This window comes from Collinsella aerofaciens (assembly GCF_018785245.1).
Classification (GTDB): domain Bacteria; phylum Actinomycetota; class Coriobacteriia; order Coriobacteriales; family Coriobacteriaceae; genus Collinsella; species Collinsella aerofaciens_AD.
In genome coordinates, this window is sequence record NZ_WQPL01000014.1 from 1 (window position 1) to 24698 (window position 24698).

Below are 24698 nucleotides of genomic sequence, written 5' to 3' on the forward strand. Positions count from 1 at the left end.
CCCCATCATCGCGGTCTATGGGGTCAACGATATGGCACCGTGGGGACACATGTATGTCAATCCTGGTCTAACAGAGCCTTATTTAATCCCCGTCCCAGAAAAATCATCCCGCGCGGGCGCTTGGCTCACGCGGGATGATGGCGTCTTATTTGTCCTGCTCCAGCAGATCGGACGGCGTGCGGTCGGGCTTGCCACCGCGGAAGATCTCGCGACCGTGCAGGCGATGCTCCAGGTCACGTTCGGCCTTTTCCTCGTCAATCTTGGTCTGGCTCACCGACGGGTCCTCAATCAGCGACGACACCGAGTTCACCTGCTTTTGAATGCACTCGGAAATCGTGTCATCCATACTCACGATATGCATCTTCCAGTCGATGTTCGTAGCGGTCGATGAGCTCTTGGTCCACACGAACGTCAGAATGGCGCTCTGGTGGCCCTGTGCGGGGAACATGCCAAAGAAAGAGTCGTGCTGGATCTTGCTGTCCTCGTCGATATAGGCATGCACGTTATACACCACGCGGTCGATCTTATCGTTGAGCAACGCGTTGGTCGCAAGCGCCGCAGCCTGAATCTGCCCGTTGGACAGCAGCTCGAGCTCGTTGGCAGACGACGTGTCCAACACCGTCACCTCTACCGTACCCGTGCGCTCGTCCGCCTCGTCGACGCTAAAGTCGAGCGGGAACTGCGTAAAGCCGTTGCCCCACTCAAGGCCGCCCTTGAGCGCGGTCGAAACGGTATCGACCGAAACGCTCTCGGACAGATTGGCGGTATTCAGACGGCGCATCACGCCGTAGCCAATCTGCATGCCCACGATCAGCACCAAGATGCCGATAACCACGACCATGGCAGTCTTCGTAATGGTATGGCTCACCTGCGAGCCTGAAGGATCGTCCTCGGACAGCGGGTCGATATGTTTTGCCTGGCTCGCGCGATCCTCGCTGCGCAGCCGCGCCAGCGTCGCCTTGTCACCGCGCTTGACGGCAGCCTCTTTCTCGCGCATGCGCTCGGTACGCTTTTTGGCGAGCGTCGGATCCAAGACGCCGGATGCATCGATTTCGGAGAATAACTCCGTCACTTCTTCCGGAGTCAAAGGGTTCTTGTCAGCCATAAACTTCCTGTCGTATCAATCAGTCGAGCTCGTGCGCACGCGCACCTTCGAACTGCATTCGATAGTAACGGGCATAAGTGCCGCCACGGGCGAGAAGCTCCTCGTGCGTGCCACGTTCCACAACGCGACCATGCTCAACAGTCGCAATCTCGTCAGCATGCTTAATAGTCGAGAGACGGTGGGCGATGATAATCGTGGTGCGGCCGCGCGCCAGCTCTTCGAGCGACTCCTGCACCGCTTCCTCGCTCTCGTTATCCAGAGCACTCGTCGCCTCATCCAAAATAAGGATCTTGGGATTCTTGAGAAACACGCGCGCAATGGCTACGCGCTGCTTCTGGCCGCCCGAAAGACGGCTGCCGCGCTCGCCCACCACGGTGTCGTAGCCTTGCGGAAGCGACTCGATAAAGGTATCGATATTGGCGCGGCGGGCCGCCTCGGCGATCTCTTCTGCCGTGGCGCCCGACTTGCCGTAGGCGATGTTCTCGCCAATCGTACCGTCAAACAGATAGACATCCTGCTGCACCAGGCCAATGGCGCGGCGCAGACTCTGTTGCGTCACGTCGCGCACGTCCTGGCCGTCGATGCTGATGGATCCGTCCGCCACGTCGTAAAAGCGCGGCAGCAGCGAACACGTTGTGGACTTGCCGCCGCCCGAGGGGCCAACCAGGGCAATGGTCTGTCCGGGCTTGATGGACAGATTCATATGGTCGATAACAGGGCGTCCGTCGGCGCCGCCCTCGCCCAACTCAACATCCTCGTAGCTAAAGCACACGTCGCGATATTCAACCGCGCCTGCCGTCACCTGCAGGTCCGCGGCATCCGGCTTATCCTGGATATCCGGGGCGGTCGAAAGCACCTCGTCCATGCGCTTAAAGCCGGCGATGGCCTTCTGATACGTTTCGGCCGAATTGACGAGCGTCTCGAGCGGCGTGCAGAACAGTGAAATGTAGAGCGCGAAGGTCGCCATATCGACCGCCTGCAGTTGGCCTTGCGCCACCAGCCAACCACCCAGCAGCACCACGATCACGTACAACACGCCCGAGAGCAGGCCATACGTCGCAGTGTAAACGCCCATGGCGTGATACATATTCTCTTTGGACGAAAGATAGCGGTCGTTGGAGGCGCGGAACTTGGAGCGTTCAGCCTCCTCGTTCGCAAAACTCTTGACCACGCGCATGCCGGCCAGCGAATCCTGCAGCTGAGCATTAATACCGCTGATCTTTTTGCGGTTGTCGCTAAAGACCTCGCGCATGCGCATGTTCTGCCAAAACATGATGGCCGCAAACACCGCCGTCACCACGGCCATAGCAAGCGCCAGCACCGGGGCAATAGCAAAGAGGATCACAAACGAGCCGACGATCTCGATGCCGCAGATGATAATCCACTCGGGCACGTGGTGTGCCGCCTCGCAGATATCGAACAGGTCGTTGACCACGCGGCTCATCATGTCACCCGAGCTGTTGCGATCGAAGTACGCAAAGCTAAAGCGCTCGTACTGATCGAACAGGTCCTCGCGCATCTTGGACTCCATGCGCGCGCCCATCACGTGGCCCCAGTAACTCACAAAGTAGCGACAGGCGCAACGGATGGCATACATCAGCACCAGACCAACCGCGATCATACCGAGCGCCTGCATAATAGCAGCCTGACCCTGGGTAAAGAGCCCACCAGTCAAATTGCGCAGAATAATAGGAAACGCCAGGTCGATGGCGGCAAGCACCAGGGCGCAAACAGTATCGGCAACAAAAAGCCCCATCTGGGGCTTGTAATACGAAAGAAACCTCTTCAGCATGTGATCCTCAAAGATATATCAGCAACGTAAGGCCCTGGGACAAAGCAATCAGCAGTACTTGCCCCAGGGCTATCCCCACTCGTTAAAGCTCCGCGCCCCCAAGGCGATGCGCGATGCTATCGCAGGCCAAGGCGCCCACGACGGTCTTGGCATCTTCGATCTTACCGTCGAGCACGGCGTCGATCAGCTCGTGCAGCGGCACCAGATCCACGTTGACGAACTCGTCATCATCGGGGTTGGGCGCATCAAACTCGAGCTTGGTGGCCAGGTAGATGTGAATGATCTCGTCGCAGAAGCCGCAGGACGTGACAATCGACGTCAAAAAGCGAATGCGACCGGCCCTAAAGCCCGTCTCCTCATGCAGCTCGCGCTTGGCGCAATCGAGCGGGTCCTCGCCTGGGTCGAGCTTGCCGGCGGGAACCTCGACCGTCACGCGGTCGATGGCGGTGCGGTACTGACGCACCAGTACGATCTTGCCGCTCTCGGTCAGTGCCACAACGGCCGCCGCACCCGGATGGCGAACGATATCGCGGGCGCTACGGCGACCGTTGGGCAGTTCAACCTCAAGACGGTGGACGTCGAGGATCTTGCCCTTCCAGGCGCACTCCTCCGAAAGAATCTTCTCGTGCAGCTCGGCATCGTGCGGGTCGTCGTCGCCCAGCACCAGCGCCGGCTCGTCAGCGACCTCGCCACCAGGCTCGCCCTCGGCGTGCCCATACATGCGGCTGTCCTCTTCGACGATCTGCGCGTCCACGAGCTCTTCGTTCTTTTCGTCCATCCGTCTCATCCCTCTCGGACTTTAGGCATCCCAGGCGTCGCGGCCACGCAGCGCGCGCAGGCCGATGTCATGACGCAGGGTCTTGCCCTCAAAATCAATCTTCTCGCAGGCCTCGTAGGCAAGGTTGCGAGCGTTCTCGAACGTGTCGCCCAGCGCGGTCACGGCAAGCACTCGGCCGCCGTTGGTCACGAGCTGACCGTCCACCACGGCAGTGCCGGCATGGTACACGGTCACGTTCTCCATGGCCTCGGCGTCGGCGATGCCGGTGATGACTTTGCCCTTCTCGTAGCTGCCGGGATAGCCCGCGCTCGTCAGGACAACAGCCACGGCCCACTCGTCACGCCAGTCGAGCTCAATCTGATCAAGCTCGCAGTTGGCGCAGGCGAGCATAACCTCGACCAGATCGTTCTTAAGGCGCGGCAGCACGACCTGCGTCTCGGGATCGCCAAAGCGGGCGTTGAACTCCAGCACCTTGGGGCCGGCGGGGGTGAGCATAAAGCCACCATACAGGCAGCCGCGGTAGTCGATACCCTCGGCAGCCAGCTCGGCCACGGTCTGCTCCATGACCTTCACCATCGTGGCGTGCTCCTCGTCGGTCACGATGGGCACCGGGCTGTAAACGCCCATGCCGCCGGTGTTGGGGCCAAGGTCGCCCTCGAGCGCACGCTTGTGGTCCTGCGAGGTGGCCATGGGGCGCACGGTCTTGCCGTCGGTAAAGGCCAGCAGCGAGCACTCGGGGCCGGTCAGCATCTCCTCGATGACCACAGTATTGCCGGCATCACCAAAGGTGCCGCCAAAACACTCGCGCACGGCCTCTTCGGCCTGATCGAGCTCAGTCGCCACGATAACGCCCTTGCCTGCGGCCAGGCCGTCGGCCTTCACGACCAGCGGGGCGCCCTGCTCGCGCACGTAGGCGAGAGCCGAAGCCTCGTCGGTGAACGAGCCGTAGGCGGCCGTCGGGATACCAGCGCGCTCCATGAGCTGCTTAGAGAACAGCTTGGAGCCCTCCATCTGAGCGCCCTCGGCACCCGGGCCAAAGCAGGGAATGCCCGCCGCGCGCACGGCATCGGCAACGCCCGCCACGAGCGGAGCCTCGGGGCCAATCACCACGAGTCCGCATCCGTGGCTCTGGGCAAACGCCGCCACGGCCGCAGGATCGCAATCGTCGAGAACCACGTTCTCGCCGCAGCTCGCGGTGCCGCCGTTACCCGGCGCAATGTAGAGCTTGCCGGCGCGCGGTGATGCAGCGAGCTTTGCTGCCAGAGCATGCTCACGGCCGCCGCTGCCCAACAACAGGATGTCGATGGTTTGAGTGTCCGCCTTCAAGGGTGCCTCCTCTATGGATGAACGGCCCGCCAACCATGCGGACCCATTACAAAGCAAATATACCCCTCGGCCGCCCGCCTGGGCTGCAAAGGGGTATATCGCAATAACCGAATAGTGCCGATTACTTCCAGAATCGGTTGATGATCTGCTCGCGACCGGCGCCGACGCCAATGAACGTCACGCGGGTGTGTGCCAGATCCTCGATAAATGCCACGTAGTCCTGAGCCTCCTGCGGCAGCTCCTCAAAGCTGCGGCAACCGGTGATATCGCACTTCCAGCCCGGGAGCTCCTCGTAGATGGGCTTGGCATGCTCAAAGCGCACCTGATGCTCGGGCACGCTCGTGTAACGCTCGCCGTCGACGTCGTAGGCAACGCACACCTTGATGGTATCGAAGGCCGAAAGCACGTCGAGCTTGGTCATGGCGATATCGGTGAGGCCGTTGACACGCGAGGCGTAGTTGGCGATGGGGCCATCGAACCAACCGCAGCGACGGCGACGGCCGGTGGTCACGCCGTACTCATAGCCCTCCTCGGTCAGCGTATGGCCGGCCTCGGACTCATAGGAAAGCTCGGTGGGCATGGGGCCCGAACCGACGCGGGTGATATAGGCCTTCATGACGCCCAGCACGCGGTCGACATTCTTCATACCGACGCCAGAGCCGGTGATGGCGCCGCCGGCGGTGCAGTTGGAAGACGTCACGTACGGATAGGTGCCGTGGTCAATGTCGAGCAGCGTTGCCTGGGCGCCCTCGAACAGCAGGTCCTTGCCCTCGTCGATCATGTTGTTGAGCAGCAGGCTCGTCTCGGTGATGTAGGGGCGCAGGCGCTCGGCCATGGGCAGGTACTCGTCGCAGATCTGGTCCACGGTGTAGGTGGGCAGGTGGTAGATGAGCTCCAGCTCGGGATTCACGCGGGCAAGAGCGGTCTCCAGCTTGTCGCGGAACAGCGCCTCGTCCAGCATGTCCTGCATGCGCAGGCCAATGCGGGCCATCTTGTCCTGGTAGCACGGACCGATGCCGCGCTTGGTGGTACCAATGTTCTTCTTGCCGAGCTTCTGCTCAAAAGCACCATCCAGATCGATGTGGTACGGCATGATGATGTGCGCGTTGCCACTAATCTTGAGGTTCTTGGTGGTGATGCCGTCGGCCTCGAACATGTCAATCTCCTCAAGAACAACCTTGGGGTTGACGACGCAGCCGTTACCGATCACCGACACATGGTCGGAATACATGATGCCGGAGGGCACCTGGTGCAGGCCGTACTTCTTGCCGTTGACGACGATGGTGTGGCCGGCGTTATTACCGCCCGAATAGCGCACGACGGCATCGAAGTCGCCGGCGACCAGGTCGCAAATCTTACCCTTGCCCTCATCGCCCCACTGGGCACCGACCAAAACGGTTGACGGCATGTTTACTCCTTACATTCATGGACTGTCTACGCGCCACGCCGGCACGCAGAAGCACAAAACATTCCCAGTATACCCGTGCAACGGGCGCCTGTCCTACTCCTCGGTATGCGCCCCATCAAGCTCATAGAACTTGGTGGATGCCGGCAGGAACATCAGGTCGACGTCACCGATCGGGCCCGAACGGTTCTTGGCCACGACGATACGCGTAACGCCCTCGTCGGGTCGATCGTCACGCGAGGCCTCGGCCTCATCGGCGGAGCGGTCCAAGAACATAACGATGTCGGCGTCCTGCTCGATGGAGCCCGATTCACGCAGGTCGGACAGCTGCGGGCGCTTGCCGGTACGGGACTCGACCTGACGCGACAGCTGCGACAGCGCAATGAGCGGGATCTTAAGCTCCTTGGCCATGATCTTTAAACCACGCGACATCTCGGAGACCTCGACGGTACGGCTCTCGGAGCGACGTCCCGGCGGAGGACTCACCAGCTGCAGGTAGTCCAGGATAATGATGGCCTTCTCCTTGTTGTGGAGCATGCGGCGGCTCTTGGCGCGGATCTCGGTCACCGTGGTGCCGGGCGTATCGTCAATCAGAATGTCGAGCTTAGACAAGGTCTGCGTGGCCTCGTTGATATTGGCCCACTGCTCGGGGCTAATGCGGCCCGTACGGAAGTCGCTGATCGAGATCATGGCGTAGGCGCAAATCAGGCGCTGGGCAATTTCCTTGCCCGACATCTCCAGCGAAAAGAAGCCGACGGTATAGCCCGCAGCGGCGGCATTCAGCGCCAGGTTCAGAGCGAACGACGTCTTACCCACGGCAGGGCGGGCGCCGATAATGATGAGCTGGCCCTCGCGGAAACCCATAAGCATGCGGTCGAGCGACGGGAAGCCGGTGGGCACGCCCGCGGCCTGTCCACCGGCCTTACACACTTCCTCTGCCTCGTTATAGGCCTCGACCATAAACTCGGTCAGTGTCTTATAGCTCGACTTGACCTCGCGCGCCGTGACCTTAAGCAGCTTGCTCTCGGCCAGCTCCACGACCTCCTTGGTGTCGGTGGGGGCGTTATAGGCCAGCGCGTTGATCTCATTGGTGGCACCGATCAGCTCGCGCAGCATCGAGTCGCGACGGACGATGGCGGCATGGTGCTGCCAGTTCACGAGCGACAGGGTCTGACCCATCAGCTCCAAAATGTAGGCCTCGCCGCCCACGGCATCAAGCTTGTTGATGCTGCGCAGGTAATCGATCAGCGAGATAGAGTCGATGGGAATGCGGCTGTTGTACATATCGACCATCGCGGTGTAGATGGTCTTATGAATGGGCCGGTAGAAGTCATCGGGCTGCAGCTCGACCTGGGCCTCCTCGACCACCTCGGGCGACAGCAGCATGGCGGCCAGTACATTGGCCTCTGCATCTTGGTTTTGAGGGAGACCCAACTTGGAGCCACGGTCCTCGACCGTCAGCCCCGTCTCCCTATCGTCGTATGCCATGAGCATCCTCATTCATATCGCTTGCGAGCATCCATAGTATCAGCCACAGTCCCAAAACGGGCCGCGCCCCGGCAATCATCACCGAACGAAACGGATGAACGGTCCCGCATTTGGGACTTCACCATAACGCCTGCCATGGCGCTCGCTGAGCGTAGAAAACAAAAGGGCGCCCTGGTCTCCCAGAGCGCCCTTCTTAGAACAAGATTGTTGCGTTGCAGCAAATGCTACTCGGCAGCAGCCTCAGTCTCGACCTCGGCGGTCTCGGCCTCGGCGACCTCAGCGGTCTCCTCAGCCTCAGCCTCGGCAGCGAGCTCCTCGGCGGTAACGCCAACGAGAACGACAACCTCGGCCTTGATCTCGCGGTACAGCGAGATGGCAACGGTGTGGGCACCGGCAACCTTGATGGGCTTACCGAGCTCGACGCGCTTGCGGTCGATGTCCATACCGAGCTGAGCCTTGATGGCGTCAGCGATCATAGCGGCGGTAACGGAGCCAAAGAGGATGCCCTCGTCGCCGACCTTGACGTCAACGGTGACCGTCTTGCCCTCGAAGGCAGCCTTGGTCTCGTTGGCGGTAGCCAGACGGACGGCCTCGCGCTTGGCGATGTTGTTGCGACGCTCGTCAAGCTGCTTGAGGTTGCCCTTGGTGGCGGCAACAGCGAGCTTCTTGGGGAACAGGAAGTTCTCAGCGTAACCCTGAGCGACCTCTACGACGTCACCCTCGCCGCCCTTGCCCTTGATCTCATCGAGAAGAATAACCTTCATGATGCGTCTCCCTTCTTAGCCGCGGTCGCGGTTGCCACGAGAGGAAACCACGGGGACGGTGTACGGCAGGAGAGCCATCTCGCGGGCGCGCTTGATGGCGTTGGCGATGTCATGCTGATGCTGCGTGCAAGCGCCAGTGACGCGACGGGGCTTGATCTTGCCACGGTCGGTCATGTACTTACGGAGAAGCTGAGTGTCCTTATAGTCGATGAACTCAGTGTTCTCCTTGCAGAACTGGCAGTACTTACGACGCGGCTGACGTGCAGAAAAATCATTAGCCATGTCAAAATACCTTTCGTTTGGCAACCTCGGCGAACCGAAGCCGCCTCTCACTCAAAAATAGGTGAACAGCCCTTAAAACGGGATGTCCTCATCGTAGACGTCGACCGCGGGCGGCGTAGCCACCGGTGCGGCAGGACGTGCTGCGGGCGCAGGGGCTGCGGGGGCGTAACCGCCCTGATCGTAGCCACCCTGGCCACCACGGGAGCTCATAAACTCGATCTCATCGACGATGACCTCAAGCTTGCTCCGGCGCTGGCCGTCGCGCTCCCAAGAGCTGTAGCGCAGCTTGCCCTCGATCGCGACCTTGTTTCCCTTTGCCAGGAAACGGCTCACGGCCTCGGCGCGCGTGCCGAACATGGTGCAATCGACAAAGTTGGGATAGTCCTCCCACTCGCCAGTCTGCGGGTTGCGGCGACGATCGTTCACGGCGACGCCAAAGGACAGAACCTGGGTTCCGCCGGCAGTGGCGCGCAGCTCGGGATCACGCGTGAGGTTACCGGTGATGTTCACTCGATTGATGCTCATAACTCACTACTTCCTCTTGGGGCACAAGCCCAGTCCAAAACGACAGTCTTACTCCTGGTCGTCGCGACGGACGATCATGTGGCGGACCACAGCGTCGGTGATGCGCAGGACGCGATCAAGCTCGGCGATCTGGGTAGGATCTGCGTGGAAGTTGATGAGGGTGTAGTCACCATCGGTGAGGTCGTTGATCTCGTAGGCGAGCTTGCGCTTGCCCCACTCGTCAACGGAGTCGACCTTGCCAGCGCCCTCAGCGATCGTGGTATCGATACGCTTCATAACAGCGAGACGAGTCTCGGGGTCGAGCGACGGGTCAACAAAGAACAGCAGTTCATAAGCCTTCATATTGTCACCTCCTCTGGGCAAATGTGGCTTCAGGTCGTGAAGGTGCGCCTGAAGCAGGAAAAGACTTGGTAATAATATCTTTCAACCTCCCAGGCTGCAAGAATATGCAGCTACAACCTCATGACCTCCACATATGTCCATACTCACACGGCACTTCATGCGTCTTCCAACCAAATGCTGACCAAATACTTGACGAATCTGTGGGCAAGATACGGTGCTGCGGGGACAAGGCAAATCAACCCGCAGGTCAGCAATTGCAAGGCTGTGGTCGCGAAGTGCATACCAGTGGTTCACAACACCGTTCAAAGATTTTTAAAATTGCTGCCACGTCGTTTATAAATACTCATTTTGAACAATTTGCCGCATGCAGCCATGCTGGTCAGAGCCCGTTTTTGGCCTCCTAGATCCCGTCACGAAGCCAAGCGTTTCAAAAAATGCCAACTTTTCTGTTTGCACTTTGCGATTCCTCGTGTATACTGACTTTCGCATTTAACGGAGAGTTGTCCGAGTGGCCGAAGGAGCACGATTGGAAATCGTGTAGGCGTCAAAAGCGTCTCCAGGGTTCAAATCCCTGACTCTCCGCCAGTTAATTCCAAAGCAGGCCTCGAGCCTGCTTTGTTTTTACCCCACGCGGAGGGGTGGCAGAGTGGTTGAATGCGGCGGTCTCGAAAACCGTTTGGCCTGTATAAGGTCACGAGGGTTCGAATCCCTCCTCCTCCGCCATTTTGCTTGAGAAAGCTCCCAACAATGGGAGCTTTTTTGTTATCGGATCCCCTCTCGGCCGCACATCCCAACCAAACATGTACATCACCCTCCAAAAACGACATTTTTCGACATCTTTGGAGGCTGATGTACATGTTTGCATATCGCACTCGGCGCACGATCGGCCGTTTTGCCGGCATTCGGTATATTTCCTCACTTCAACGGACATAAGGACTGCATATCGGCATAAAGCGAGAGGTCCCTAATGGATACTCCTGTTCTCATTACGCATAAAACCGCATGGCTCGTCCATCATGCGCCACAAGACCTGGTTCAAGCGGTCGCGCAACACGACTACCAGATAGGCGCAAGAGGCCTCTCCACCCAGCAACGCACCGCGCGCATCCGACAGGCTCTTACCGACTGCGGTATTCCCACTAGCATGCTTGAGACCATCGATATCTCCGTTGTATTTGCCTTCGAGCGAATCCGCGCCAACGGTGTAAATTGCCACGTTCTTGGCCAAAATCTACCCTACGACCATATTGACGAGCTGTCCCCTGGTATTTTTATCACCGACGAAGCCCTTACCTTCGTATTCGCTGCCGAGTGGATGGACAGAATCGAATACCTCGAATACGGCTACGAAGTTTGCGGTGACTATCGCATGGGGCTCAATCCCGATGACCCTTACACCGATCAACCAGCTACCGCTTCCAAGAACGAAATTGTCGATCTGCTCGATCGGCACCCCGGCAAACCCGGTGCCACACGCGCCCGACTCGCGCTCAGGCATATCTACGACCACTCAGCCTCACCCATGGAGACCGCATCCGCTATCGCCCTTTCACTCCCGACGAGCGAAGGCGGCGTTGGCATCCGAGGTGTCGAACTCAACAAGCCGCTCGAAATCCCTAAACGACTTTGGCATTGCGCCAAAGCTCGAACGCTCAAAATCGACGCTCTTGTTACCTATAAGCGCAGAGAGCTCGGCATCGAATATAAGGGCGGCTTTCACGACGAGGCCGAACGCAAGGGAGCAGATGCGGAGCGAGAGGCCGTACTCGCCCAAATGGGCTATCGCATCGTCACGCTCACCTCAACGCAATTTGCCAGCCAACTCGCTTTCCACCGTGCCATGAACAATATCCGCGAAGCACTCGGCATGCCTCGTTGCGTAGATGCCGAGTATCAGCGAAAGCAAAACGAACTGCGCAAGGCACTTATCCGCAACTGGAGGAGCGCGCAGGACGAAGACGCGCCCTCCAAGTAGCGTCATCCCGGCGCACCACACCAAAACATGTACGTCACCCTCCAAAAACGACATTTTTTGACATCTTTGGAGTGTGATGTGCACGTTTTGAACCTATGACCGCACCTAGTCCCGACCGTTTGCCGAGCGGTAGGGTCGCAATCGGCGCCGAACATGTACTATGTACGGGCATTGTCCAAACCCGTAACTCAAAGGAACCCATCTTGCCCGTCGTCGCCGCTATAACCGTTACCCCACATGCCTCGGATGCCATGGTCGCTATTCCCTTTTGGCTCGAGATGTTCGCTGTTGTCGCGGCATCGATCTCGGGCGTGCTGGTCGCGCGCGAGCACAAGCTTGACCTGGTGGGCGCGGTCGCACTCGCCGTGGTCTGCGGTCTGGGCGGCGGTCTTTTGCGCGATATGACACTCCAGGTCGGCAACGTCTACATCCTCAACCAGCCGATGGCACTCCCGCTTTCCATTGCCACGGCGGCCATCATCTACATCTTCCCGGCAATCGTCGATAAACCCGAGAAACTCATCCCATTGCTCGACATCATCTCGGTCGGCATCTACGCCGCCACTGGGGCGGACAAAGCACTGGTTTATGGCTTTGCGCCGGCCGTATGCATCATGATGGGCTTTTTCACCGCGGTGGGTGGCGGCATGCTGCGCGACGGCTTTATGGGTGTGGTGCCGGGCATTTTCCAGCGCACCAATTTCTACGCCATCGCCGCCATCGCCGGCTCGGCAAGCTATGTGTGTCTCGTAATGAGCGGCATCATGAGCAATGTCGCCGCACTGGTCGTATGTGTCGCGGTGACCATGGGTCTGCGCTGGCTCTCGCTGCGCTTTGACATCAAAAGCCCCACCGAAGAAGACATCGCGCGCTTCTTGCATCGCAAAAAATAGCTAGCGCGGACTCGTCCCCGAAATGCAACTGAGAGGTTCTTTTAGAGCGCCCGCGCGATGGGTACCCTGTTAGATACATGTCGAGTATCTAACGAAGGATTCACTATGCCTTGCAACCTAAAACCGTCGTCCCGATGCCGTAAAACGCGTGGCCGCATCGCCCTCCTATTCGCACTGATTTCACTTGCGCTGACCGCGCTTCCCACGACGTCGTTCGCCGGTACAGACACCGCGGGCAACGTGCTCGCAACCGAAGTTGACTCAAATCCGTCTGGCGTCGAAAGCGACCTGTACTGGGCCGGCCAAAACCTTAACCTAGACGACGCTTCCATCGGCCGCGATATTATCGCGGCAGGCGAGAGCTTGTCGATTCGCGACTGCACTGTAGGCGGAGCCGTTCGCCTGGCGGCGCGGGCCATCGATATCTCCAAAACCGCAATCGATGGCAGCGTGACGGTAGCCGGTCAGCATGTCGTACTCAACACTGGTAGCACCGCCAACTGTTTTTACGCGATGGGCGAGACGGTTGCCCTGCGCGGCTCTGCCAAGTCGGCAGCACTCGCGGGCAGTACGGTAACCATCGACGGCATCGTCGACGGCGATGTCGAGGTCTGGGCCGACAAACTCATCCTGGGCAAAAACGCTCACATCACCGGCACGGTGAACGCCCATGTTTCCGAGGACCCCGAGCGCGCCGCAGGAGCCGAGGTCGGCGCGCTCAAGATCGACCGTACCGAAAATGAAAGCGCCGCCACGACGGTTAACGATATCATCGGCGGCATCGTGGCCGCAGCCCTGTCGACCTGCTTTATCGCTCTGTTGCTCGAGCTCGTCTTTCCGCGTGCGACCGCCAGCGCCGCCGGAATGCTCCACCAGCGCCCCACACCCCTGTGGATGAGCGGTCTTCTGGGTACGGTAGCCATTGTCCCTGCCGTATTGTTGCTGATTATCTCGATTGCCGGCCTGTCGCTTGCTGGAGCCCTCATGTGCGCCGTGATCGGCGTCGCGCTGGTCTCCACCGCTTTTGCGGGGTGCGCGATCGCCCGCATGGTTGGACACAACCAAAACCGCTACGCCATGGCAGCCGTGGGCGGCGTAATCGCAGGCGCCCTCACGGGGCTTCCCCTCGTAGGCGGCTTCATCAGCGGCGTGGCCTTTGTCTTTATGCTCGGTTACATCATCCAAATCATCTGGCGCAACGCCCGCGTCAAGCCGCAGCAGCCGGCTAACACGCCAGGACTCCCCACCGCTTAGCCGCCAACCACCACAAAGGGACCAGGCACCTTTGTGGTGGTGCAGACCAGCTCAGTCCCTATGCACAAAAAGGGCGCCGACCATTACGGTCGACGCCCTTTCTTGTTAGACGCTATAAAGTCCAGCGCTTATTTGTTGACCTGGCCGGCGCGGACGGCGGCCTTCTTGCGGTCGGTGGCGTTGAGCAGGCGCTTGCGCAGGCGGATGTTCTTGGGGGTAATCTCAACCAGCTCGTCGTCGGCGATGTACTCCAGCGCCTCCTCCAGCGAGAAGGTGCGGGGCGGCACCAGCTGAACGGAGATATCGGAGGTCGAGGAACGCTGGTTACCCAGGTTCTTGGTACGGGCGATGTTGACGACCATGTCGCCAGCCTTGCTGCGCTCGCCCACGATCATGCCCTCGTAGCACTCGGTGCCCGGCTCAACAAAAAGCTGGCCGCGCTCCTGCAGCGTACCCAGAGCATAGGCAACGGCCTTCTCGGTGGTCATGGAGATCATTGCGCCGTTCTGACGGTTGCCGATCTCGCCGGCGTAGGGACCGTACTCCAGGAAGGTGTGGTAGAACACGCCCTCGCCGTGGGTGACGTTCATGATGCGGTTCTTAAGGCCCATGATGCCGCGGGTCGGGATCTTAAACTCGAGGTGCGTCACGATACCCGAGGTATCCATGCTCGTCATGATGCCACCGGAGGTACCGAAGACCTCAACGACCTTGCCCGAGTACTCGTCCGGGCACTCAACGACGGCCTGCTCGACAGGCTCCATCTTGTTGCCGTTCTCGTCCTTCTTAAACAGAACGCGGGGACGGCCGACCTGGAACTCAAAGCCCTCGCGGCGCATGGACTCCATCAGAACGGACAGGTGCAGAATGCCGCGGCCCGAGACCTCGACGCCGCTCTTGTCCTCGAGCTCCTCGATCTTCATGGTCACGTTGTTCTCGGCCTCGTTGAACAGGCGCTCCTTGAGCTGACGGGCGCCCACGATGTCTCCGTCGCGACCGACGAGCGGGGAGGTCGAAGCCTCGAAGACGATGGACAGGGTCGGCGGGTCGATCTCGATGGGCTCGAGCTCGACGGGGTTCTCGGGATCGGTGTAGACATCGCCGATATCGGTGCGGTCGATGCCCACGACGGCGGCGATGTCGCCGGCGCCGACTTCCTGGCACTCGGTGCGGCCCAGGTAGTCGAAGGTAAAGAGCTGCTTGACGGTAGCGGTGGCGCTGGAGCCGTCGTTCTTAACAACCAGAATCTGGTCGCCCTGATGGATGGTGCCGGAATACACGCGACCGATGCCGATGCGGCCGACAAAGTTGGAGTGGTCGATGGTCACACACTGCATGGCCAGCGGGGCGTTCTCGTCAACCTCGGGCGCGGGCATGTCGTCGATGATCATATCGAGCAGCGGATACATGTCCATGTTGCCGTCGTTGGGGTCGAGGCGGGCAAAGCCGTTCATGGCGCTGGCGTAGACCACGTGCTCCATGGCGAACTCGAGCTGGTCGTCGGTGGCACCCAGGTCGGCCATAAGGTCCAGGCAGTCGTTGTAGGCCTTCTCGGGGTTGGCGCCCGGACGATCGATCTTGTTGATAACGATCATGATCTTGAGGCCGGTGTCGATAGCGTGACGCAGCACGAAGCGGGTCTGGGGCATGGGGCCCTCAAAAGCGTCGACCAGCAGCAGGGCGCCGTCGGCCATACGCAGCACGCGCTCGACCTCGCCGCCAAAGTCGGCGTGGCCCGGGGTGTCGATGACGTTGATCTTAACGTCCTTGTACTCGATAGAGATGTTCTTGGCGAGAATCGTAATGCCGCGCTCGCGCTCCTGGTCGTTGGAATCCAGGACGCGGTCCTCGACCTGCTGGTTGGCACGGAAGGCGTCCGTGGCACGCAGGAGCTTGTCGACCATCGTCGTCTTGCCGTGGTCGACGTGGGCGATGATGGCGATGTTCCTCAGATTGTCTACGCGCATGTAGTTCCCCTATCTTCTATCCATATACAAACGGCACGCGTATGCGGCCCGCCCAGCGACACAACGCTCAGCGGGAATATTGAGCCTTTTACCGAAAACTCGTTTATTTTAGCGATTTTAGATGAGAGGGGTTTCCTCACCTGCAGGTTCAGGGTCGCTCCACATAAAACCATCGCCGGCACCCATGCCCTCATACAGCACGTATGCCGAAAAACCGCTCTCGAGCGTGGTTTCGAAGAAGCTCACAAGCAGGGCGTCGTGATAGCCGCCGTCAATTTCGACACAACCGGTATAGCCGATGGCATAGCGGGCGATGCGGCCCAGCCCCTCGTCCTTAAGACCCATCTTGTGCTCGGAGATAAAGTTGGTGGCAGCCTCGAGGCATGCCTCCTCGCCATCTTCGTCGAGCGCGGCCAGATAGCGGTTGGAAGCAGCGTCCTCGATCGCCACAACTACGCCCGGATTCTCGCCGGCGGCAAGGTCGTCCAAGAATGCACCAATCAGGCCACACACCATGGCGTCGAGCTCGGCGGAGACGTTACCGGCGTCTTGCATATCCTGTGCCATCTTTAGACCTTCCCATCGAGTCTGGCGTCGTTACAGTTCTTGTGCCTCGGCAGCGATCTTGGCGGCAGCGTCGCGGGCGCGCATCATATCCATCGCGCGCTTGTCGAGTACCTTGATCTGGTTGGTCAGCATTACTGCATCGACCACACCCCAGATTACCAAGCCTGTTGAAATCGAAAACCCAAGCGCACCAACTGTACCACGAAGGCGCGAGCAGATTGCCGCGACAAGGGCGGAGACGACAACCATCTTGATAAACGAGCCGCGGCGCTCGCGAAGCGTGCGGGCCTGCGTCACATAGGCAATGCGAGCCGCCTCGGATGCCTCCGAGCGCATCTGGGCCTCGCGCGCAATGGCCGCCGCCTCAGCCGAGATACCGCCGGCCATCAGCGAACGCTCCGCAACCCGTCCGCCCCGCATTTAGAAATCATCGGGGGAGAGCGTATGGACGAACTCGTCGAACTTCTCGAACTCCTGCTCGTCGTCGACATCCTCGGCGTGGGTGGAAACAGTGCCCAGGCGATTCATGATGTCGTCCTCCACAAACATGGGGGCATTGCTGCGCACGGCAAGGGCAATGGCGTCACTGGGGCGGGCGTCGATCTTGCGCTCCTCGCCATCGGCCAGTACGACGATCGTCGCGTAGAACACCGGCGGCTCGGCGCGAACGATCTCGATGCGCTCGAGCTTGGCGCCCAGGGCGTCAACGGTATCGAGCAGCAGGTCATGGGTGATCGGGCGCTCGGCGCGGCCGCTATCGATGCCGCGGCTGATGGCAGCAGCTTCAAACGAACCAGTCTGAATGGAAAGGGAACGCAGCGGCGCGGGCGAGTCCGATTTGCTGCTGCGCTCACGAAGTACGATAAGCGATGGCACGGGACCGGCGGCCATGACGATGGTCTCTATGTCGACACGAACCATGGAACACCTCCGGTACGTAGCGGTTAACACGCGGCAAGGTCGCCGCATTGAATAGCTATACTACCCAATCTTTCGCACAGCACACAAAACCAAAATGAGATTTATCGCAGACAAGAAAAAAGCCCCGAGGCAACGCCCCAGGGCTCTTCACAGTTTTGATGGTGGACCTGACAAGATTCGAACTTGTGACCTCCCGGTTATCAGCCGGACGCTCTAACCAACTGAGCTACAGGTCCATCATGGTGGAGGTTAGGGGGATCGAACCCCTGACCTCAGGCTTGCAAAGCCCGCGCTCTCCCAGCTGAGCTAAACCCCCACGGAGACAGTAATAAACACCCCAGCGGCGACTCGGCTCTCGCTGGGGTGTTTATTGCGAAAGAAAGTGGTGGACCTGACAAGATTCGAACTTGTGACCTCCCGGTTATCAGCCGGACGCTCTAACCAACTGAGCTACAGGTCCATCGCGCAAGGGATATATTAGACGAGTCGTTACGCGCGCGTCAACAACTTTTTTGAAAATCTTTGAAGGGTGTTCGCCCCGGTCGCACGGCGGCATGTGAAGTCGCCTGCTCGGACAGTCCTGACTCGCGCAGAGAGCACATTAAGTGCTCTCTGGCTCGTGCGGAACTCGCGATCGACTTCACATGCCGCCGTGCGACCGGGGCGAACACGAGTCCCAAGGTTTTCAAAAAAGCGGTCGGCGCGCAGTGCGCCGACCGCCGATATTTGGGGTCTGATATTTTCTACCAGCCAGGGCCTCTTACTCGTCGAGGAGATCTTCTGGCATGTCGTTGCCGTCGCCTAGATCGACAGGGGTTTCTTCGGAAGCAGAGCCGTTTTCTGTGGCTTCGCCTTCGGGCCTCTCTTTGGCGGCCGTCATGCGGGCTACGGCGCAGATGCGGTCGTTGTCGTCGACGGTCATCATCTTGACGCCCTGGGTAGCGCGGCCAGTCTGGCTGATCTCGTCGGTCTTGACGCGAATGACCGTCGCACCCTCCGTCACGATGAATAGCTCGTGCTGCGGGCCCACTGTCTTCATGGCCGCGAGGTTACCCTTACGCTCGGTCATTTGGATGGTGTAGACGCCCTGGCCGCCGCGATTCTGCTCCGGGTAGTCCGCAACCGGCGTGCGCTTGCCGTAGCCGCGCTCGGTGATGACGAACAGATCGCCGTTGCCGTTAGTGACTTCCATGCCCAGAACGCTCACGCCGTCCTTCAGACCGATACCGCGAACGCCGCTGGTATCGCGGCCGGTGGCGCGCACCTGCTCCTCGGAGAACATGATCGCCTTGCCCGCGGTGGTGGCCAGGATAATCTTGTCGCCCTCGCGCACGCGGCGCACGTTCAGCAGCGCGTCGTCGTCACGCAGGTTGATAGCGATCAGGCCGTCGCGACGGCTGCGGTCATATGCGCTCATCACGGTCTTTTTGACCATGCCGCTCTTGGTGGCAAACATCAGGTACTCGTCGGCCGGGAACTCGCGGCAGCTGATGACGCTCGCGATCTTCTCGCCTTCCTCGAAGGGCAGCAGGTTGACGATCGCGGTACCGCGCGCCTGGCGCGTACCCACCGGCAGCTCGTGCACCTTCAGGCGATAGACCTTGCCCTTGCTCGAGAAGAACAGCACGTACTCGTGCGTGGACGCGATGAACATCTCATCGATAACGTCGTCCTCTTTGAGGTTGACGCCCGACACGCCCTTGCCACCGCGCTTCTGGGCACGGTAGGCAGCCACTGGGATACGCTTAACGTAGCCGGTGTGGGTGATGGTCACGACCATATCCTCGTCGGCGATGAGGTCCTCGACATCCAGGTCCTTCTCAACCTGGCTGATTTCGGTACGGCGCTTGTCGCCAAACTTCCTGGAGATCTCGCGCATCTCTTCCTTGATGACGCCCAGAATCTTCTCCTCGTGCGCCAGCAGGTCCTCGTAGTAGGCGATGGCGCGGCGCAGGCCGTCCAACTCTTCTTGGATCTTGTCGCGCTCCAGGCCGGTCAGGCGGCGCAGCTTCATCTCGAGGATGGCCGTGGTCTGCTCGGGCGTAAAGCCAAAGCGTTCGATCAGTCGGCTGCTGGCCTCGGAGTCGGTCTGCGAGGAGCGGATGATGCTGATGACCTCGTCGATATGGTCAAGGGCCATCAGGTAGCCCTCGAGGATATGCGCGCGGGCCTGGGCCTTCTTAAGGTCGAAGCGGGTGCGGCGGGTGACGACGTCGACCTGGTGGTCGATGTAGTGCTGCAGCATCTCGCGCAGGCTCAGGCATTTGGGAACGCCGTTGACGAGTGCCAGGTTGTTGGCGCCAAAGGTCGTCTGCAGCGAGGTGTACTTATACAGGTTGTTGAGCACGACCTGCGGAATGACGCCCTTCTTGAGCTCGATGACCAGACGGATGCCCTTCTGGTTGGACTCATCGCGCATATCCGAGATGCCCTCAATGCGCTTGTCGTTGACGAGTTGGGCGATCTTCTCCTGCAGGGTGCCCTTGTTGACCATGTAGGGAATCTCGGTAAAGACCAGGCGGCTGCGGCCGGTCTTGGTGGACTCCACATGTGCCTTGGCACGCACGGTAATGGAGCCGCGGCCGGTCTCGTAGCTCTGCTTAATGCCGGCGCTGCCCATGATGATGGCGCCGGTGGGGAAGTCCGGACCGGGCATGATCTGCATGAGCTCGTCGACGGTGGCGTCGGGGTTGTCGATCAGGTAGCAGGTGGCCTCGATCGCCTCGGTGAGGTTATGCGGGGCGATGTTGGTGGCCATGCCGACGGCGATGCCCTGGCTGCCGTTGACCAGCAGGTTGGGGAAGCGCGCAGGCAGTGCCACGGGCTCGGCGAGCGATTCGTCGTAGTTGGGCTGCCAGTCGACGGTATCCTTCTGCAAGTCACGCAGCAGTTCCATGGCGGGCTTGGCCAGGCGGCTCTCGGTGTAACGCATGGCCGCCGCGCCGTCGCCATCGATGTTGCCGAAGTTGCCGTGACCGTCGATGAGCGGCGTGCGCATGGAGAACCACTGCGCCAGGCGGACCATGGCCTCGTAGACCGCAAAGTCACCGTGCGGGTGGTACTTACCGATAACTTCGCCGACCGTCCAGGCCGACTTTTTGTGTGGGCGGTTGGGGTAGATGCCGCTCTCGTTCATCGCGTACAGGATGCGGCGGTGTACCGGCTTTAAGCCGTCGCGCACGTCCGGCAGGGCACGCGCTGTGATAACCGACATCGAATACTCGATGAACGACTGCTTCATCTCGCGACCGAACTCCGAAATCTGGAGCTGGCCGCCGTTGATGTCCTCGCCGGCCGAGGCGCCACGATCGACTTCGCCAAAGCTCTCCTCGAGCTCACCGTCGTCGTCCTCTTCCTCATCATCATCGGCATCGGGGTTATAGGCGTCCGGATCGCCGTCCTCGCCCTGCTCAGCACGGGCAAGCAGGCGCTTCAGATCATCGGGCATACCGGCATCGCCGGCCTCGCCCATACCCTCGTTATTGTTGATATCGTCTGCCACGTTACCTCCTCTTAAGCGTCAAGGAATCGTGCATCATGTGCATGCTTCTCGATGTACTCGCGGCGATAGCCGACCTCGGAACCCATCAGCTCGCGCACGGCGCGGTCCGCCACCACGGCGTCCTCGATCGACACACGCTGCAGAATGCGGGTCTTTGGGTCCATCGTCGTCGAGGCAAGCTGTTTGGGGTCCATCTCGCCCAGGCCCTTGTAGCGCTGGACGGTATAGCCCTTGCGCTTTTTGGTGATCTTGCCGTCCTTGGCCTTGCCGTCCTCGTCGTTATCATCGGGGTTCAGGCCCAGACTCTGGATGGTATCGCGCAGGATCTCGTCTTCGGGCTGGCGGCCGTTGGGATACACGTAGTGGATCTTGTTGCGCACCTTAATGCCAAAGATGGGCGGGCAGGCAACATAGACGTAGCCGGCATCGATCAGCGGACGCATGTACTTGTAGAAGAACGTCAGCAGCAGGATGCGGATATGCGCGCCGTCGACGTCTGCATCGGTCATGATGATGATCTTGTGGTAGCGCGCCTTGGTGATATCGAAATCGCCGCCGTCGCCGGCACTCGTCGTGACGCCGCAGCCGATCGCGGTAATCAGCGACTGGATGGTGTCACTCGAGAACGCGCGATGGTCACCAACGCGCTCGACGTTCAAAATCTTGCCGCGCAGGGGCAGAATCGCCTGGATGTCTCGGCGACGGCCGTCCTTGGCCGAACCGCCTGCCGAGTCGCCCTCTACGATGAAGAGCTCGGTCAGCTCGGCATCGCGCACCGAGCAGTCGGCGAGCTTACCGGGCAGGGACGCCGTCTCGAGCAGGCTCTTGCGGCGGGTCGCCTCGCGCGCCTTGCGGGCGGCATTGCGCGCCTTGCAGGCCTGCTGCGCCTTCTTGACGATCTCGCGAGCGGGCTTAGGGTGCTCCTCGAGGTAATCGGCAAGGCCGTCGGTCACGATCTTGAGCGTCAGCGCGCGCATATAGGAGCTGCCGAGCTTGGCCTTGGTCTGGCCCTCAAACTGCGGATCGGGCAGCTTGACCGAGATAACGGCCGAAAGGCCCTCGCGCACATCGTCGCCGGTCAGATTGGCGTCTTTTTCCTTGAGCAGGTTCTGCTTGCGCGCATAGTCGTTGATCACGCGGGTGAGCGCGGTGCGGAAGCCCTCAAGGTGCATGCCGCCCTCGGGGGTGTAGATGTCGTTGGCAAACGACATGACGTTCTCGCCGTAGCCGCTATTCCACTGCAGGGAAACCTCAACCTCGCCCATCTTGGCCACAGGTGCGTCCGGGTCCGATTTGCCCTCGATGTAGATAGGCTCCTTAAAGGCCTCGGGGACGTCCTTGCCCTCGTTAAGGAACTTGACGAAGTCGATGATGCCGCCCTCGTAGCAAAACTCCTCCACGTGGGGAGTAGACTCGCGCTCGTCAGTCAGCACGATTTTGAGGTTCTTATTGAGGAACGCCGTCTCCTGCAGACGGTTGTGCAGCGTATCGAAATCGTAAATGCAGGTCTCGAAGATCTCGTCGTCGGGCCAGAAGGTGACGGTGGTGCCCGTCGAATCCGAGGTGCCCACGACCTCCATCTTCTTGACGGTCTTGCCGCGCGAGAACTCCATCTCGTAGGTGTTGCCGTCGCGACGAACCTGAACGACCACGCGCTTGGACAGTGCGTTGACGACGGAGATGCCAACGCCGTGCAGGCCGCCCGAGACCTTATAGGCCGAATTATCGAACTTACCGCCGGCGTGCAAAATCGTCATGACGACCTCGAGCGTCGGGATCTTTTTAACAGGGTGCTCGTCGACGGGGATACCGCGCCCGTTGTCGACGACCGTGATGGAGTTGTCGGCGTGGACCGTCACCTGGATCTCGGTGCAGAAACCGGCCATGGCCTCGTCGACGGAGTTGTCAACGATCTCCCACACCAGGTGATGCAGACCGCTGGCGCTCGTCGAGCCGATATACATGCCCGGGCGCTTACGAACGGCCTCGAGACCTTCGAGAATCTTAATCTCGCCGCCATCGTAATCGTTTTCGTTTGCCACACGTCCTCCTTCAGTCAAGAAAATGTGTACAGCCTTACTAGTTTATCGTAAAAAAATACCCTCGGGAACGAGGGTATTTGGCTCTACAAGGCCACCAGATGCGATTTAAGGCTCTTTTTTGCTTTGCACGCCCTTGGCCCACTCGGCACTGGCTCTCATGGCGTTCTCGAGGGCCTCGCGCAGTTTTTGGTCTTCGATGGGCGCCACTTGGCGCTCAATCTCGGTGCGCTCGGCATCGCTGAGGTCGGCGTGCGGAGCCGGCGGGCGCTCGGTCGTCGCCGGGCGCAGGCGCTCCTTGGCGGCGGGCGGCGTGTGACCGGGCGCGGTGGTTTTAAACACCAGGCCATCCACATGCGCACCGGCGCGCTCCATGCGCGCGCGGATGATCTCGCGCAACAACGTCATTTCCTGCGTCCACGAGGGCGAGTCGAGATATACCAGCAGCTCATTGGACTCGGGCAGGTAGCGCAGGCCCGTCACATGCCGCCCCTCGCGCGTGCCCGAGCACACCGCGTTCCACGCGCGATAGACCGCGCGCGACTCCTCGGCGGCCTCCATCTGCGCACGGCGCTCAGGGGTCGCAGCCGCCAGGATGCGCTGGCGCTCTGCGTTCAAAAAGCCACTGAAGGCGACCGTTTCGCTCTCGCGCTCGTAATTAGCACGTCTCACCCATGCTCACCACCTTGGCTCGATCAAGCAGGTCATCGGTAAAGTACCCCAGGTTGGTCGTGGTTATGACCGTCTGGATATCATCGCCGATCAGCCGCAGGAAAGCACCGCGGCGTTCGCCGTCGAGTTCGCTCATCACGTCGTCCAAAAGCAGCAGTGGGGCGGTGCCCAGGACATCGCGAGCCACGGCCACCTCCGCCACCTTCCAGGCCAAAACCAACGTTCGCTGCTGACCTTGGCTGGCAAATGAACGGGCGGAGCGACCCGCCACAGCAAACTCAATCTCGTCGCGATGCGGTCCCACCAACGTCACGCCGCGGCGAATTTCCTCGTCGGCGTGCTCATCAAGGGCAGCCAGCATGCGCTCGTACGCCCAGCCCTTCAGCTCTTCTCGGTCCTCGGTCTGGGGCAAATCCCCCAGCGTGGACGCATAGGACACGTTGGCGGCTTCACCGGACGCCACTTGCCCGTAGGCAGTACGCACATGGCCCGCCAGCCGGTCGAGCAGGGCCAACCGGTGCACGAGCAGAGCCGCGCCCGCGCGGGCAATCGAATCGTTCCACGCGCCGAGCATCTCGCGGCAGCACCAGGCCTCCTTGAGCAAGGCGTTACGCTGGGTCACGCAGCGACCATAGGTGCTCGCAAGATCGGCATAGCGTGCGCTCAGTTGCATGCCAAAGTCGTCGAGGGCGGCGCGGCGCACACTGGCGCCTCGCTTAACCATGTCCAGATGGTCGGGGCAAAACAGCACGCTCGGCAGAACCCCGCGCACACCGGCGGCAGAGCATCTCTTGCCGTTGCGGCTAAACGAGCGTTTACCGTCCTCCGCGCTCAATCCCATATCAAGCACGCGGCCGTCGCCCTCGAGCCTCAGCTCGACCTTGCACGAGCCCACGCCGTCATGGACGAGCTCGGCTGCGGTCGGATGCCTAAACGAGGCGCCGCTCGTCAGCAGCTGCAGCGCCTCTATGAGATTGGTCTTTCCCGCCGCGTTGGGTCCCGCAAGTATCGTCACGCCCTCGTCCAGGGCAAGGCGATAGCTATCGAAGCTGCGGTAGTGCGCGACGGAAAGATCGCGGGCGAACATGGTCATAGGGCAGT

At 60.4% G+C, this 24698-nt stretch carries 21 protein-coding genes and 5 tRNA genes; 5 read left to right on the forward strand and 21 right to left on the reverse strand.

All coding sequences use genetic code 11. The annotated features are described in order from the left end of the window. Positions 1 to 145 precede the first annotated feature (145 nt). The 10 genes from GPK39_RS02900 to rpsF all read right to left on the reverse strand — a co-directional run bounded on the left by GPK39_RS02900 (position 146) and on the right by rpsF (position 9807). The gene (locus tag GPK39_RS02900; RefSeq protein WP_215673708.1) at positions 146 to 1105 is read right to left on the reverse strand and encodes a hypothetical protein; all 960 of its coding nucleotides are present in this window, start codon (positions 1103 to 1105) and stop codon (positions 146 to 148) included. A gap of 19 nt (positions 1106 to 1124) precedes the next feature. After that, entirely contained in the window at positions 1125 to 2897 is a 1773-nt protein-coding gene (locus GPK39_RS02905) for an ABC transporter ATP-binding protein (protein WP_215673709.1), read from the reverse strand. An 82-nt stretch (positions 2898 to 2979) separates the two neighbouring features. Continuing rightward, positions 2980 to 3675 carry an NUDIX domain-containing protein gene (locus tag GPK39_RS02910; protein ID WP_215673710.1) on the reverse strand — a complete coding sequence of 232 codons (696 nt, stop codon included), beginning with the start codon at positions 3673 to 3675 and terminating at the stop codon, positions 2980 to 2982. A 21-nt stretch (positions 3676 to 3696) separates the two neighbouring features. Then, entirely contained in the window at positions 3697 to 5001 is a 1305-nt protein-coding gene (gene purD, locus GPK39_RS02915) for a phosphoribosylamine--glycine ligase (protein WP_215673711.1), read from the reverse strand. Between the two features lie 121 nt (positions 5002 to 5122). Then, positions 5123 to 6409, reverse strand: coding sequence for an adenylosuccinate synthase (locus GPK39_RS02920; RefSeq protein WP_215673712.1), 1287 nt, complete (start codon positions 6407 to 6409; stop codon positions 5123 to 5125). 93 nt (positions 6410 to 6502) lie between these two features. Continuing rightward, entirely contained in the window at positions 6503 to 7900 is a 1398-nt protein-coding gene (gene dnaB / locus GPK39_RS02925; protein ID WP_117778659.1) for a replicative DNA helicase, read from the reverse strand. Positions 7901 to 8118: 218 nt separating this feature from the next. Continuing rightward, on the reverse strand, positions 8119 to 8658 hold the full coding sequence (rplI, locus tag GPK39_RS02930; RefSeq protein WP_215673713.1) for a 50S ribosomal protein L9: 540 nt from the start codon (positions 8656 to 8658) through the stop codon (positions 8119 to 8121). 15 nt (positions 8659 to 8673) lie between these two features. Then, positions 8674 to 8940, reverse strand: coding sequence for a 30S ribosomal protein S18 (gene rpsR / locus GPK39_RS02935; protein WP_006235829.1), 267 nt, complete (start codon positions 8938 to 8940; stop codon positions 8674 to 8676). A gap of 72 nt (positions 8941 to 9012) precedes the next feature. Next, entirely contained in the window at positions 9013 to 9465 is a 453-nt protein-coding gene (locus GPK39_RS02940) for a single-stranded DNA-binding protein (RefSeq protein WP_055310294.1), read from the reverse strand. A 48-nt stretch (positions 9466 to 9513) separates the two neighbouring features. Further along, positions 9514 to 9807, reverse strand: coding sequence for a 30S ribosomal protein S6 (gene rpsF / locus GPK39_RS02945; protein ID WP_006235831.1), 294 nt, complete (start codon positions 9805 to 9807; stop codon positions 9514 to 9516). Positions 9808 to 10301: 494 nt separating this feature from the next. On the opposite strand from rpsF, the gene GPK39_RS02950 reads away from it, so the two are divergent. The 5 genes from GPK39_RS02950 (at position 10302) to GPK39_RS02970 (ending at position 13929) form a co-directional block, all read left to right on the forward strand. Then, positions 10302 to 10392: transfer RNA gene (locus GPK39_RS02950), tRNA-Ser, on the forward strand. Positions 10393 to 10439: 47 nt separating this feature from the next. Continuing rightward, a tRNA-Ser gene (locus GPK39_RS02955) sits at positions 10440 to 10530 on the forward strand. Positions 10531 to 10774: 244 nt separating this feature from the next. Further along, on the forward strand, positions 10775 to 11782 hold the full coding sequence (locus tag GPK39_RS02960; RefSeq protein ID WP_215673714.1) for an endonuclease domain-containing protein: 1008 nt from the start codon (positions 10775 to 10777) through the stop codon (positions 11780 to 11782). A gap of 203 nt (positions 11783 to 11985) precedes the next feature. Beyond that, entirely contained in the window at positions 11986 to 12675 is a 690-nt protein-coding gene (locus GPK39_RS02965) for a trimeric intracellular cation channel family protein (protein WP_252204610.1), read from the forward strand. A 105-nt stretch (positions 12676 to 12780) separates the two neighbouring features. Continuing rightward, complete coding sequence (locus GPK39_RS02970; RefSeq protein ID WP_215673715.1) at positions 12781 to 13929, forward strand: bactofilin family protein; 1149 nt, start codon at positions 12781 to 12783, stop codon at positions 13927 to 13929. A gap of 128 nt (positions 13930 to 14057) precedes the next feature. On the opposite strand, the gene typA is transcribed toward GPK39_RS02970, so the two are convergent. The 11 genes from typA to recF all read right to left on the reverse strand — a co-directional run bounded on the left by typA (position 14058) and on the right by recF (position 24690). Then, positions 14058 to 15896, reverse strand: coding sequence for a translational GTPase TypA (gene typA, locus GPK39_RS02975; protein ID WP_006235837.1), 1839 nt, complete (start codon positions 15894 to 15896; stop codon positions 14058 to 14060). A gap of 117 nt (positions 15897 to 16013) precedes the next feature. Next, positions 16014 to 16463, reverse strand: coding sequence for a hypothetical protein (locus tag GPK39_RS02980; protein ID WP_215673716.1), 450 nt, complete (start codon positions 16461 to 16463; stop codon positions 16014 to 16016). 30 nt (positions 16464 to 16493) lie between these two features. Continuing rightward, complete coding sequence (locus GPK39_RS02985; protein ID WP_117564021.1) at positions 16494 to 16850, reverse strand: hypothetical protein; 357 nt, start codon at positions 16848 to 16850, stop codon at positions 16494 to 16496. Between the two features lie 33 nt (positions 16851 to 16883). Further along, positions 16884 to 17384: a bifunctional nuclease family protein gene (locus GPK39_RS02990; RefSeq protein ID WP_117756926.1), complete on the reverse strand. Its 501-nt coding sequence runs from the start codon at positions 17382 to 17384 to the stop codon at positions 16884 to 16886. Positions 17385 to 17543: 159 nt separating this feature from the next. Next, a tRNA-Ile gene (locus tag GPK39_RS02995) sits at positions 17544 to 17620 on the reverse strand. Positions 17621 to 17624: 4 nt separating this feature from the next. Next, positions 17625 to 17700: transfer RNA gene (locus GPK39_RS03000), tRNA-Ala, on the reverse strand. Positions 17701 to 17767: 67 nt separating this feature from the next. Further along, a tRNA-Ile gene (locus GPK39_RS03005) sits at positions 17768 to 17844 on the reverse strand. Positions 17845 to 18144: 300 nt separating this feature from the next. After that, on the reverse strand, positions 18145 to 20856 hold the full coding sequence (gene gyrA, locus GPK39_RS03010) for a DNA gyrase subunit A (protein WP_215673734.1): 2712 nt from the start codon (positions 20854 to 20856) through the stop codon (positions 18145 to 18147). 41 nt (positions 20857 to 20897) lie between these two features. Further along, positions 20898 to 22928 (reverse strand): DNA topoisomerase (ATP-hydrolyzing) subunit B, encoded by a 2031-nt coding sequence (gene gyrB, locus GPK39_RS03015; RefSeq protein WP_022094340.1) that lies wholly within the window; start codon positions 22926 to 22928, stop codon positions 20898 to 20900. A gap of 105 nt (positions 22929 to 23033) precedes the next feature. Then, positions 23034 to 23597 (reverse strand): DciA family protein, encoded by a 564-nt coding sequence (locus GPK39_RS03020; protein WP_338404382.1) that lies wholly within the window; start codon positions 23595 to 23597, stop codon positions 23034 to 23036. Next, entirely contained in the window at positions 23584 to 24690 is a 1107-nt protein-coding gene (gene recF, locus GPK39_RS03025; protein ID WP_215673717.1) for a DNA replication/repair protein RecF, read from the reverse strand. The genes GPK39_RS03020 and recF overlap by 14 nt, the downstream gene beginning before the upstream one ends. Positions 24691 to 24698: the final 8 nt, after the last annotated feature.

What these genes read in the sequence shown, in the direction of transcription:
- GPK39_RS02900 (WP_215673708.1), bottom strand. Translation starts at nt 1,105, where the DNA reads ATGGCTGACAAGAACCCTTTGACTCCGGAAGAAGTGACGGAGTTATTC.
- GPK39_RS02905 (WP_215673709.1), bottom strand. Translation starts at nt 2,897, where the DNA reads ATGCTGAAGAGGTTTCTTTCGTATTACAAGCCCCAGATGGGGCTTTTT.
- GPK39_RS02910 (WP_215673710.1), bottom strand. Translation starts at nt 3,675, where the DNA reads ATGGACGAAAAGAACGAAGAGCTCGTGGACGCGCAGATCGTCGAAGAG.
- GPK39_RS02920 (WP_215673712.1), bottom strand. Translation starts at nt 6,409, where the DNA reads ATGCCGTCAACCGTTTTGGTCGGTGCCCAGTGGGGCGATGAGGGCAAG.
- dnaB (WP_117778659.1), bottom strand. Translation starts at nt 7,900, where the DNA reads ATGCTCATGGCATACGACGATAGGGAGACGGGGCTGACGGTCGAGGAC.
- rplI (WP_215673713.1), bottom strand. Translation starts at nt 8,658, where the DNA reads ATGAAGGTTATTCTTCTCGATGAGATCAAGGGCAAGGGCGGCGAGGGT.
- rpsR (WP_006235829.1), bottom strand. Translation starts at nt 8,940, where the DNA reads ATGGCTAATGATTTTTCTGCACGTCAGCCGCGTCGTAAGTACTGCCAG.
- GPK39_RS02940 (WP_055310294.1), bottom strand. Translation starts at nt 9,465, where the DNA reads ATGAGCATCAATCGAGTGAACATCACCGGTAACCTCACGCGTGATCCC.
- rpsF (WP_006235831.1), bottom strand. Translation starts at nt 9,807, where the DNA reads ATGAAGGCTTATGAACTGCTGTTCTTTGTTGACCCGTCGCTCGACCCC.
- GPK39_RS02960 (WP_215673714.1), top strand. Translation starts at nt 10,775, where the DNA reads ATGGATACTCCTGTTCTCATTACGCATAAAACCGCATGGCTCGTCCAT.
- GPK39_RS02970 (WP_215673715.1), top strand. Translation starts at nt 12,781, where the DNA reads ATGCCTTGCAACCTAAAACCGTCGTCCCGATGCCGTAAAACGCGTGGC.
- typA (WP_006235837.1), bottom strand. Translation starts at nt 15,896, where the DNA reads ATGCGCGTAGACAATCTGAGGAACATCGCCATCATCGCCCACGTCGAC.
- GPK39_RS02980 (WP_215673716.1), bottom strand. Translation starts at nt 16,463, where the DNA reads ATGGCACAGGATATGCAAGACGCCGGTAACGTCTCCGCCGAGCTCGAC.
- GPK39_RS02985 (WP_117564021.1), bottom strand. Translation starts at nt 16,850, where the DNA reads ATGGCCGGCGGTATCTCGGCTGAGGCGGCGGCCATTGCGCGCGAGGCC.
- GPK39_RS02990 (WP_117756926.1), bottom strand. Translation starts at nt 17,384, where the DNA reads ATGGTTCGTGTCGACATAGAGACCATCGTCATGGCCGCCGGTCCCGTG.
- gyrA (WP_215673734.1), bottom strand. Translation starts at nt 20,856, where the DNA reads ATGGGCGAGGCCGGCGATGCCGGTATGCCCGATGATCTGAAGCGCCTG.
- recF (WP_215673717.1), bottom strand. Translation starts at nt 24,690, where the DNA reads ATGACCATGTTCGCCCGCGATCTTTCCGTCGCGCACTACCGCAGCTTC.